Raw genomic sequence first — 12,177 nt, forward strand, 5'->3', positions numbered from 1 at the left:
TTGATTATTTTTCGCTAAAGGCTTAAGTCGTGACGGTTAAACAACTTCTTGCTCAACTGGTTTCAGAGTTTCAGGCTAATCCTCGGCTTAGATTAGGTGTTGTTCTAATTATTCCCATTTTGCTGATTTATATTGTATTGGTGTTGGCGGATTACAGGGATGAGTTACTGAACTCTTATGAGGTTCAGACGGCAAACTTAAAAAAGATAAAAGCCCTTGCAAATGAAACAGGTTGGGTTGAGCGTGCGGCTCAGAGTAGTGAATTACGTGCAAAAACACAGGCGCAGTTGTGGGTTAGCGCTAGTCAAGGGCTTGCAAAAGCGGATGCACAGGCTTGGTTGGAGCAGATGGCAACTGGTTTAAATATTGAAGAGTTCCGCATAGTTGCAAATGATGAAGTGGCCGTAATTGATGGGATGCTGTGGATCGTTGAAATGAATATGCAAGGAAAATTTAATCCTCAAGCCTACACTCAGTTGCTTGGTCAAATAGAGTCAAACTCAAAATCGACGACAGTTGTGTTAGCGGAGTTTGCCAGAGAATCCCTCCCTTTTTTCCGGATAAGGATTCGCTTCTATTTTCAGGCGCTTTGATAGCATATTAATTCTTGATCCGGATCTTATAGATGGAGCAGTTCAATAAAACGTGGATTCGTTGGGGGGTTGGGTTTGTCGTGGCGGTCATCGTAATTGAAGCTGCCATGCTACAGGTTCCATCTGTCTCAACCGTAAAAAAATCATCTGATCAGACATGGCGTTTGCCGGTTCTGGTTGATCGCTCGCAGCTGCTGACTTTATCTGAGGCGGCGGCAAATCATCCTGCTTGGGGGTTGGTTGAAGGCAACAGCGAGGCAGTCTCTCAGGCTTCGAGCTGGCAACTAAAAGGTGTTATAAAAGTGGGCTCTAGGCTGCTTGCCTTGGTTGCAGTTGATAATAAAATCTCCCGACTTGCCGTTGGTGATAAGGTTTTAGGTGACAAAATCATTAAGGTTGAAGAGACTGGTGTAACAGTTTCGGGTTCTGGTGATAAAGGTGAATCGCAAGCGCGGTTTGTGAAAATTCATCGTTAGTCCATCGTTTATTTTGCATTAATCCCCCCTTGGTTTCTTGTGCGCCACATGTGTCTCAGGAGTGGGGGCAATCGGAGTCATAATGTTAGCAAGTGTAGCCCGTCTAAAATCAAGCATTATTCAAACAGGGCGTTTGATTATCGGCATGTGTGCAGTAGGTGTTTTGCTCAGTTGTGCCAACCAAAAGTCACCTATTGATAAAGACATTACTCCTGAGATAAGCAAGCAGGGCTTGGTTTTACCTGGGGCTCTTCGGGTAAAGAAGGCGCCGCTATCTAATGATGATCTAGTATTAATTGATCAACAAGAAAACCAGCGCGCGCAAAGGCGAGCTACTGAATTCAAAACTATGCCTCAACCGGGCGTCAGTAAAACGAATATGGTGGGGAACAATGCTAGTGGTCAGTTCGATGCATTAACGGGTGACTCGGTACAAGTCAATTTAAGTGGCCTGACTGTGGCGGCATTTATTGATGAAGTCTTTGGAAATATTCTCAAGCAATCTTACGAAATAGATTCCGCACTGCAACAAAAAACAGATTTAGTGACTTTGCGCATTGAAGGAGAGCAGGAGCCTGCCGCTTTAGCCAAAATGGCGGTACAAGTGTTGGCTCGCTATGGAATTGAGTCTTCAAATGTAGGCGGCATTATTCGTTTTAGTCTTTCTATGAACCCTCAGGGGGGCAGTGGTGAGCCACCTCTATTAATTAGTGGTAGCGCGCTGCCAGAGGTGCCTGCATCGCACCGTACCGTTTTTCAGTATGTTCCTATTAAAGTGGTAGATGCTCGCTACGCTCAACGCTGGTTGATGATGGCCTACGAAGGTCTTGGCGTAAAAGTGGATTTCGATCCAGATGGTAACGGTTTGATTTTAATGGGGCCTCAACCCAAAGTGCGACAGCTTGCCGAAGCGGTGAAATTGTTTGACCAGCCTGCTTTTCAAGGGCAGAACAGCATTTCTATTGCGCCTGTATACCTTACGGTTAAAGAGCTAGAGGAGCAGCTGGCCCAAGTGCTGGAGGCGCAAGGTTTCAAAGTCAGCAAGGGTATGCGTGGGGGGAGCATCATACTTATTCCGTTAGAGGCTGCGCATCGTGTGATAGCTTTTGCTGCGGATCGCAATGTATTGGCTAATGTGAAAGCTTGGGCCGCTGAGCTTGATCGAGCACCGCATACGGCCGACTCTGCGGGTCTGTTTGTTTATAAAATGCAAAACACCCAAGCAGAGGAGGTGGCTGGGGTGCTTAACCAGTTATATGGGGGAGGCTCTAGTGATGGTGGTGTGAGTGCAGAAGCAGAAGCGCCAAAGAACTCGGGTGTCGGGGTATTCAGGAACACGCCAGCAGCAGGTGTTAATAGTGCTGATCGATCTACTGGTTCTGCAGGTTCAGGTACGCATTTTGTAGTTGATAAGGTCCGCAACTCCATTATTTATAAAGGCTCCGCGGCCGAATGGGCTAGGCTTCTAATTATCATAAAGGAAATGGATATACCGCCTAAGCAAGTGTTAATACAGGTTACGATTGCGGAGGTGACTTTATCGGATAATTTTGCGCTGGGTATTGAGGGCTTCGCCCAAGAGGTGGGGTTGGCAGGTAAAAAGTCTGCTTTCACTACAGAGGGGGGGTTGGGTGAACTACCGGCTTCAGGATTGTTTACCTTTGTTAATAATGCGGGTGACGTTCGTGCCAAGTTAAGCGCCTATGCCGGCGAGTCGCGCGTTCGCCTGATCTCGACGCCAAGTGTGTTAGTGAAAAGCGGCGCGGCAGCTACGGTCAATGTAAGCACGCAGTTTTCGGTGGTCACGGGGGATACCGTGAGCGATGAAGTGACTAACGGTTCAAGTGGTAGTCGCCAAACCTATTCCTATGTTGAGGCGGGTACTGTGCTCAGTGTGACGCCGACTATTCATGCGGGAAATCGGGTCGAACTAGAAATTAGTCAAGAGGTCAGTGAGCCGGGAGCGGCAGATGGCAGCGGAAATCCGCCAATATCCACCCGCTCAGTGCAAACGGTCTTGTCGCTCAAAGACGGTGGTTCAGTGCTGCTAGGGGGGATGATTCGCACCAAGCGTTCAGATGGCGAAACCAGTGTTCCGGTGCTCGGTAAAATTCCTTTGCTGGGGCACCTCTTTCGAGCCAACTCAGACAATAAAGAGCGCACTGAGTTGCTCATTATGGTTGTGCCTTATGTATTGAATGATTCTGAAGAAGCTGAGTCAATTACTAATCAGTTTCGCGATCAGCTTTCGATAGAAAGTATAGGGTCTGTAATTGGAGGGGCAGAGCGCCCACGCACGGAGTAATTTACGAGTCTGTTGTCTGCTCGTGCCGGCTATCGCGCTGGACGCTAGTGTAAATTTAATGTACATTTGCTTGCGCTTTTTAATGGGGTGACCCTGAGGGCTGTTGAGCGTCCCCTTGTTTCAACTATGTTAGGCCTGTCTGCATTTTTATTAGTGTCGGGTCTAAGCAAGCTTGGCTTGGCTCTAGTGTTGATCTAAGGATGATTGTTCGGCAAAAACACAAAAAAAAGGCCGATAAAGGAAAATCTAAAATGAAAAGTGTTGAACTTTTCGGATTACCTAACTAATATCGGTCGCGGCTCTGCTGTGTTGGCTATCGTTTTCGCCTGTCATTCAGAGGAAATTGTGGTAAACATAAGCATCCTAGCTATGTTTTACACGTGTAATAAAATATGTACATATTAGTTTTCAACGGAGCAATCTAAGCATGAAAAACAAAAAGCTTTTAGCCGTAGCTATCGCTGCGACCCTGTCAGCTGGTGCAGCGCAAGCTGGTACTTTGGCAGTTAATAACATTGCAGGTAAGTCTTCTCAGTTCGCAACGCACATTTTCGGCGAAGGCTCTGAAGCTCAAGCAGTATACCTGCCAGACTTGGTTTACAAGGCAGCAGCAGCAATTCCAGCTGGCACTGAAATTCGTTTCAACCTGTTGGACAACGCTGTATTCAACGACACTATCACCATCAACCACTTTGCTGTTAACCGTGCTGCTAACCCAGGTTTGGCTACCGGTGGTAACGCTGGTTCTTTGGTTCAAATCGTTTCTGGCGGTGTTAATGGTTCGTTCCACGTAACTGTTAAGCTGGGCGTAGCTTTGGCTGCTGGCGATACCTTGAACTTGTTGGCTCGTGGTTCAGCTGCAGATTCTCTGTACGCGAACGAAGCTGCTCTGGTTGCTGCTACTGCTGTAAACACCAACATTGAAGTAAGAAATGTTAAGCCTTTGGGTGTTGCTGGTACTGCAATCAAGGCTTCTGTGTCTATTCAAGGTGGTCTTGACCTGACTCCTTCAACTGTTATCGCTATTTCTGCTGATCCGTTGAAGTTGACTGCTACTGGTACTTTGGCTGCTGCAAACCCAAATACCATCAACATGGCTAACTCAGACCTGAAATTCTCTGCTGGTGCATATTCCAACAATGGGTTGAATGACGGTCAAACCTTTAACCATGCTGGTACTCTGCAGTTTGTTGTAACAACTAATACTGACAGCAAATTCCAGTCATACAACGGTTTGGATGTTGCTCTGCCAGCAGTTGCCGCAGCAGCAAACGTGCAAGCAGGTCAAATTTCTGACCCAGCTGGTAACCAATACGCTCCAGACGGTGCGGATACTGTTAGCCTGACTGTTACTTCTAGCAGCGAAACTGGCTTCAATTCAATTAAAGAAGCTGACTTCGTTTCTGGTGGTACTTGTTCAAGTGCAACTTTGAGCTCTAACAAGTTCACTTTGGGTGCTAAAACTGCAACCATTAACTGGACTACTAACGACTACCTGACTGCATACACCGTTTGTGCTGTTGCTAAAGGTACCGCAGCTATTGAGCCACAAAGCTTCTCAGCTTCTGCTACTTACAACAACGCAGAGCCAACTTATCAAGATCCATCTTACAAAGCTGATAACTATGGTTCATGGGTTCGCAATGGTTGTGCTGCAGCCTTCTTCAACGTTACTGCTGCAAACGGTACTGCTGCTGACGAAACCTTCTTGCGTTTGACTAACACCACTGGCTCAGCTGGTCCAGTACGTGTTCGTGCTTGGGCTCAAGACGGTACTCGTTTGGGTACTGACGGTGCCTTGTTGTCTACCGAGCTGAAAGGTCACGCAACTCAAGTGTTCACTCCTGAGCAAGTACAGGCTGCTTTGGGTGTACCTGCTTGGACCGGTCGCGCACGTGTTGTGTTGTTCGGTGGTTTCCAAAATTGCGTAGGTCAAAACATGACTCGCGCTGGTGGTGTGTTGATCAACTCAACTGCAACTACCGATGGCAACAACGATGGCATCACTCCTTCTACTTCAACTAACTCTGGCAACTAATTTATTAGTGCTTATGTGTTATGTTGAGTAGGCGGTAGATATATCGCTGAAAGCCAAGAAAAGGGCAGCTTAGGCTGCCCTTTTCTTTTATATGAAATGTAACAAAAGTAATCTGTTGAGACGTTGAGATGGTGCTGTGCATAATTCGCCCAATTGCTATTGCATTTCAGTATAGAGCATTGCTGATTCAGTTGGTAAAGCGTGAGTTGGGCAATAAATATCAGGGCACTCTATTGGGTGGGTTGTGGTCATTGTTAAATCCACTGCTAATGCTGGCGCTCTACACATTTGTATTTAAAGTCATTTTCAAGGCCCGCTGGCCTGATGTGTCCAATACCAACGTCGAGTTTGCCTCAGTGCTGTTCGTTGGTTTGCTTTTGCACGGCTTTTTGGCGGAAGTGTTGGCGCGTTCAAGCACAATAATTATTGAAAATAGTAACTATGTAAAAAAAATAGTATTTCCATTGCCGCTACTTGCATGGAACATAGTGTCAACCGCATTTTTAAACATGTTAATAGGCTTCATAGTTTTACTGGTTTTTATGTTGCTAAGCGCTAAACCCATTTCTTCTACTCTATTACTGTTTCCCTTGGTGTTTATTCCGTTCCTAATTTTGGGTCTGGGCTTGAGCTGGATTCTATCGGCGCTTGCGGTCTATTTTCGCGATTTGACCTTAATTGTTCCGCCGTTGTCGACTCTCATGTTGTTTTCCAGCACCACGTTTTTTCCGCTGGAGTTTGCACCCAGTATAATTCAACCTGTTTTACGCTTTAACCCTCTCACTATTGTCATAGATTCAATGCGTGATTTATTGATCTATGGGCGTTTGCCGGACTTTGGTTTATTGGCCATTTACAGCGCTTTTGCGTTGCTACTGTGCTGGATTGGTTACTATCTGTTTAAGAAGCTGTCTCGAGGTTTTTCTGATGTGCTTTAGTCTGTTGCGTCGGTACAAAAGATGAATACAAATTTTAAAAAATCACCAGAAAATGTAGTCATAGAGGTAGATCGCCTCTGTAAAGAATTTAATTTATTTTTCTCACCTGGTGATCGTTTTAAGTCGCTCATAGTGAGTAGTTGGGGCCGGCGTGAGAGGTTTGCTGCCCTTGATTCAGTTAGCTTTAATGTTGATCGTGGTGAGATAGTTGGTGTGGTTGGAGCAAATGGAGCGGGCAAATCAACTTTGCTACAAATTATTTGTGGAACTCTTGCGCCGACATCCGGGAGCGTGAAAATTAATGGGCGCATCTCAGCTCTATTAGAACTGGGTGCGGGTTTTAATTTTGAATATACCGGAATTGAAAACGTAAAATTTTACTGTGCTCTGAATGGTATTTCTGGTTCGGAGCTTGAACATATATTGCCCCAAATTTTAGATTTTGCAGATATAGGCGAGCATGTTCATCAGCCGGTTAAAACCTATTCGTCCGGTATGTATGTACGTCTTGCATTTGCCGCAGCGATTCATATTAAGCCTGACATATTGATTGTTGATGAGGCGCTCTCTGTGGGTGATGTTAGTTTTCAAGCAAAATGCCTTGAGCGTATGGAAAGCTTAATACAGCGGGGTACAACAATATTGTTAGTTACTCATGATGTGCAAATGGTGAAGCAGTACTGCGACCGCGTGTTATATCTAAAACAAGGGGCGCTAGTCTATGATGGCGCAGCAGAAGAAGGAACTGAAGTCTATTTGAATGAAACGCGAGAGAAGAGTTTGCACGATCATCAGCTTGAAAGGGAGAGTGCAGAGGCGAAGGGAGCAAAATTAAGCTTTGGTTCAGAGTTTGGCTCAATAACATCTGCGGTATTAGTAACTGGAAAAGGTAGCGGCAAGTCGGTGCTAGTCGATCAGGGAGATCGAGTAGAGTTGGAGGTGACTGCTCGAATTGCGAGAGTTGTTCAGTATCCAAAAATACAAATGACGATTAGAGACCGGCGAGGTTTTAATCTGTTTGGGTTTAATGAGCGCTATGCAATGAAAAAGCTACAGCCAAATGAAGAAGGTATAATAAAAGTTAGATTTGGCTTTGATGCTGCTTTGCAGCTGGGCGATTACGCAATTACTTTGCGTTTGGATGATAGCCCATCCCCACACGAGGTAAAAATGCTCGATAAACAGGTGGGAATTGCTGACTTTACCATTATTGCTGCAGAAAAACGTTTTGATGCTGTAGTAGATTTAAATGGAAGCTGCGAGATTTTAACATGAACGTGGTGTTTGTATGCCAAAAAGGCGAGCTGGAAATAAAATCACTTTTGTTAGCATGGTCGCTACGAAACACACACGGAGAAAATATTCGCTTAATTGCGGCGCTGCCAAAATACAAAGATTGGCAAGAAATTTCCGATGCAACGACTAGTCTATTTACAACGTTAGGTGTCGAATTACGTTATTTTATTCCCGTTTTTGGTGATGAATATCCAATAGGAAATAAAATTTCTGCGCTGGCGTTATTGCCGCAAAATGAGATGGGCTGTTTTCTTGATTCGGATATGCTTTCATTGTCTAAGTGGAGTATCGCCGATGCGCTGCAGAATAGAGACTCCGCAGCAAAACCTGCAGATCTGGGAACTTGGGGAACGGAAGACAGCTGGCAAAAAATATATCAGTTATTGAATGTACCTACTCCTGTGCGCAGAGTGCGATTAACGGTCAATAATGTTCTTTCCTATCCGTACTTTAATGCTGGTTTCATCGTCACGAATAAGCCGGAAGTGCTATCGGAGCACTGGCAGGAGATCGCCAAAAAATTAAATGAAAGGGAGTTGGGCTTAGAAAATAAATATCCTTGGCTTGATCAGATTGCTTTGCCAGTTGCAATGGAAAAAACCGGCGATTGGGCTCTGGTGTCAGAATTCTATAATTATCCTGCACATCTTCGTTCGTTGGGAGATATCGATATTGGTATGGTGCATTACCATACGCCGGGCGTTATTCTAAGAGAGCCAAGACTGCATGGCCTGTTTCAAAAGGCTATATCAGAGCATCCGGATTTTCTAAAGATTATAAGTGCAAACCCACAGTGGTCAGTGCTTATAAATAAGCGGACTCCTTCACTTGAGTATAAAAAGAAAGAAAGAAATTTTATTATTACTGGGATTCCGCGCAGCGGCACTAGCTATTTAACAAGCGTTCTTGATTCTCAAGTGGAATGGCTGGTTCTAAACGAACCTCGTGAGATTTTTAATCATTTACAAAGTAGAACAGATGCTTCTGGCATTGATCTATATTATGCCGAATGCCGCGAACGCATTTTATCGGGGCAACCCATCCTTAATAAAATTAAAGATGGAAAAGTGATTGAGGATACGGCCATTATTGATCAGCAGGTGTCATATCATCCGGAGATTTCGCGTAGTGATTTTTGGTTGGGGTCAAAAAATACGTTAGCATATATAGCTTCAATGGAATATCTCATCAAGTTGAATTGGCCTATTGTTGCAATGATTCGTAATCCGTTGGATACGCTAGCTTCATGGCGCAATACGTTTAGCCATCTTGCGGAAGCAAAAGTAGCAAATCTTCCGATCGCTAACCCAGATTTTCCTGCATGGTCTACATGGCAGCGCCAGTCACTGTTAGAAATAGATTTACAATCTAATGCTGCATTACGGCGAGTTCTATTATGGCGGCTATTGGCGCGAACTCTTCTGCACTATCAAAGTCATCTCCTTTTATGGCGTTATGAAGACCTGACGGATAACCCGACACAGCTCATTAATAAGCTAAATGCACAGCTAAAGTATGATGGTGGGCTTGGAGCTATTGTCGCGCGTTCGAGGAAAAGAACAAATGATTATGATAATGAGGAGCGCGATATGCTGATGGATCTTTGTGCCACGGAATTAACCGAATTCAAATACATAATTTAAATTACTTACGTAGGTCTGAATATGATTTTGGTAACAGGTGGTGCAGGTTTTATCGGCGCTAATTTTGTATTGGATTGGTTGGTCGTTAATGATGAGCCCATAGTTAATTTAGATAAGTTAACCTATGCAGGAAATATTGACACGTTATCAGGGTTGAGGAATGACGCCCGCCATATATTTGTGCATGGTGATATTGGCGATTCGCAATTGGTGGTTGATTTGTTAGAGCAATACCAGCCGCGCGCGATAATTAATTTTGCCGCCGAGAGTCATGTTGATAGATCCATTCATGAGCCTGATGCATTTATTCAAACAAATGTGGTGGGGACTTTCAATCTATTGGAAGCAGCTAAAAAATATTGGCATAGTATCTCCGTTGAAAGGCAAGGTAACTTTAGATTTTTACATGTCTCGACCGATGAAGTGTATGGCTCATTGACTCCCTCGCAGGCGCCCTTCACTGAAAATAACAAATATGAACCCAATAGCCCTTATTCCGCCAGTAAAGCCGCAAGTGATCATCTAGTTAGAGCTTATCATCACACCTATGGGCTTCCTGTATTAACGACTAATTGCTCTAATAATTACGGGCCATATCACTTCCCAGAAAAACTAATTCCCTTAATGATTGTTAATGCATTGGCAGGGAAAGCATTGCCTATTTATGGTGACGGGCAACAAGTTCGTGATTGGCTATATGTTAAAGATCATTGTAGTGCTATTCGTCGGGTGCTTGATGCAGGCCGCGTAGGTGAAACCTACAACATAGGTGGGTGGAATGAAAAACCTAACATCGAGATCGTAAAAACAATTTGCAACTTATTGGATGAACTTAATCCTCGCGCAGACAAAAAATCGTATGCAGAGCAAATTCACTATGTCACTGATAGGCCGGGTCATGATCGTCGTTACGCGATAGATGCGGGTAAAATCGAGCGCGATTTAGGCTGGCGCCCAGCCGAAACATTTGCAAGTGGGATTAGAAAAACCGTTGAGTGGTATTTGAATAATGTATCTTGGGTTGAAAATGTACAAACTGGTGCGTACCGCAATTGGGTCAGTAAAAATTATTCGGATCGCAGTGAATGAAGATTCTCTTATTTGGAAGAAATGGGCAGCTAGGTTGGGAGTTGCAGCGTAGTCTTGCAGCATTGGGAGAGTTAACTGCACTTGATCGCCATTCAGCGGACTATTGCGGAGATCTAACCGACCTTGCAGGTTTGAGCGATACAATTATAAAAATAAATCCAGACATAATTGTAAATGCTGCAGCCTATACGGCGGTGGATAAGGCTGAGTCGGAAGTTGCCGTAGCAAATTTGATCAATGCCAATGCGCCCGCTGTTATGGCGAAAGCTGCGGCACAAATTAACGCTCTTCTTGTGCATTACTCTACCGATTACGTATTTAATGGAACAGAGGGCGCGCCTTGGCGTGAGCTTGATGCAGTTAATCCAATTAATGCGTATGGGAAATCGAAAGTATTAGGTGAGTGCGCAATTTTTGACTCGGGCTGTAGGTTCATAGTGTTTCGTACTAGTTGGGTATATGCAGCGAGAGGGAGCAATTTTATAAAGACCATGTTGCGCTTGGCCAAAGAAAAGGACGAACTAAAAATAATTAATGATCAATTTGGATCACCTACTGGAGCGGATCTTATTGCCGATATAACAGCGTTAGTACTTAAACAACCAGATAAGGTGATATCCGGTGTTTATCATTTAACTGCAGCTGGCGTAACAACTTGGTATGAATATGCACAATTTATTTTTGAATGCGCCCACAAACACGGTGCAGACTTAAAATTAAAGTCTAGTGGTGTCACTCCTGTTCATAGCGAACAGTTTGTTACGTCGGCAAAGCGACCACATAACTCGCGGCTCAACTGCGCTAAATTAACAGACCAGTTTTCACTGCATTTACCTAACTGGAAATTGGGTGTTGCAAGAACTCTGTGCGAAATACTGGAATAATTCAAATGCAAAAACGTAAAGGTATTATTCTTGCGGGCGGTTCAGGCACTCGCTTATATCCGGTAACTAAAGTAGTCTCAAAACAGCTATTACCTGTTTATGATAAGCCAATGATCTATTATCCCCTTAGTACGCTGATGCTTGCGGGTATTAGAGATATTCTTATCATCTCAACACCGCAGGATCTCCCTCGTTTTAACGACTTACTGGGTGATGGTAGTGCTTGGGGATTGAATCTACAGTATGCCGTACAGCCAAGTCCCGATGGTCTTGCCCAAGCATTTATCATTGGGGAGCAGTTTATTGCTAACGACAACTGTGCATTGGTGTTAGGCGATAATATTTTCTATGGTCATAATTTTGAAAAAGAATTGTCTGTGGCTGTAGGACGAAATGTTGGTGCAACTGTTTTTGCGTATCAAGTGCGCGACCCGGAGCGTTACGGCGTTGTGGCTTTTGATAAAACAGGGCGAGCTACATCACTGGTAGAAAAGCCGTTGAATCCCGAAAGTAATTTTGCAGTAACTGGGTTGTATTTTTACGATAATCAAGTCGTCGATATTGCAAAAAGTTTAAAGCCTTCTGCTCGAGGTGAACTCGAGATAACGGATGTCAATAAAATATATCTTGAGCGAAATCAGTTGCAGGTGGAGATCATGGGTCGCGGGTATGCATGGCTAGATACTGGAACTCATGAAAGCCTAATTGAGGCTAGTAATTTTATTGAAACTATTGAACATCGTCAGGGTTTAAAAGTTAGCTGCCCAGAAGAAATAGCTTATCGTGCGGGTTTTATTTCTGCCGAGCAATTAGCAAAATTAGCTCAGCCGTTAATAAAAAATGAATATGGTCAATACTTGATGCGATTGCTAAAGAATGAGGGTGCTTAGTGCCGCATTTCAAACATAACTTGAT

At 44.2% G+C, this 12,177-nt stretch carries 10 protein-coding genes; all 10 read left to right on the forward strand.

The window, feature by feature from the left end:
• Positions 1 to 29: 29 nt before the first annotated feature.
• The 10 genes from AC2CG4_RS14545 (at position 30) to rfbA (ending at position 12,152) form a co-directional block, all read left to right on the forward strand.
• Positions 30 to 593: a hypothetical protein gene (locus AC2CG4_RS14545; RefSeq protein ID WP_484486953.1), complete on the forward strand. Its 564-nt coding sequence runs from the start codon at positions 30 to 32 to the stop codon at positions 591 to 593.
• Between the two features lie 32 nt (positions 594 to 625).
• Entirely contained in the window at positions 626 to 1,069 is a 444-nt protein-coding gene (locus AC2CG4_RS14550) for a hypothetical protein (protein ID WP_484486954.1), read from the forward strand.
• Between the two features lie 82 nt (positions 1,070 to 1,151).
• Complete coding sequence (locus tag AC2CG4_RS14555; RefSeq protein ID WP_484486955.1) at positions 1,152 to 3,374, forward strand: secretin N-terminal domain-containing protein; 2,223 nt, start codon at positions 1,152 to 1,154, stop codon at positions 3,372 to 3,374.
• Between the two features lie 427 nt (positions 3,375 to 3,801).
• Positions 3,802 to 5,412, forward strand: coding sequence for a hypothetical protein (locus AC2CG4_RS14560; RefSeq protein ID WP_484486956.1), 1,611 nt, complete (start codon positions 3,802 to 3,804; stop codon positions 5,410 to 5,412).
• A gap of 128 nt (positions 5,413 to 5,540) precedes the next feature.
• On the forward strand, positions 5,541 to 6,350 hold the full coding sequence (locus AC2CG4_RS14565) for an ABC transporter permease (protein ID WP_484486957.1): 810 nt from the start codon (positions 5,541 to 5,543) through the stop codon (positions 6,348 to 6,350).
• A 21-nt stretch (positions 6,351 to 6,371) separates the two neighbouring features.
• Positions 6,372 to 7,625 (forward strand): ABC transporter ATP-binding protein, encoded by a 1,254-nt coding sequence (locus AC2CG4_RS14570; RefSeq protein ID WP_484486958.1) that lies wholly within the window; start codon positions 6,372 to 6,374, stop codon positions 7,623 to 7,625.
• Entirely contained in the window at positions 7,622 to 9,289 is a 1,668-nt protein-coding gene (locus AC2CG4_RS14575) for a sulfotransferase domain-containing protein (RefSeq protein ID WP_484486959.1), read from the forward strand. The genes AC2CG4_RS14570 and AC2CG4_RS14575 overlap by 4 nt, the downstream gene beginning before the upstream one ends.
• Before the next feature lie 21 nt (positions 9,290 to 9,310).
• Positions 9,311 to 10,378, forward strand: coding sequence for a dTDP-glucose 4,6-dehydratase (rfbB, locus tag AC2CG4_RS14580; protein WP_484486960.1), 1,068 nt, complete (start codon positions 9,311 to 9,313; stop codon positions 10,376 to 10,378).
• A complete protein-coding gene (gene rfbD, locus AC2CG4_RS14585) occupies positions 10,375 to 11,262 on the forward strand; it encodes a dTDP-4-dehydrorhamnose reductase (RefSeq protein ID WP_484486961.1) in 888 nt (295 codons plus the stop codon). The genes rfbB and rfbD overlap by 4 nt, the downstream gene beginning before the upstream one ends.
• 5 nt (positions 11,263 to 11,267) lie before the next feature.
• Complete coding sequence (gene rfbA, locus AC2CG4_RS14590; RefSeq protein WP_484486962.1) at positions 11,268 to 12,152, forward strand: glucose-1-phosphate thymidylyltransferase RfbA; 885 nt, start codon at positions 11,268 to 11,270, stop codon at positions 12,150 to 12,152.
• The last annotated feature ends 25 nt before the right edge of the window (positions 12,153 to 12,177 follow it).

The sequence above is a fragment of the Cellvibrio sp. ATLC23 genome (assembly GCF_057196725.1).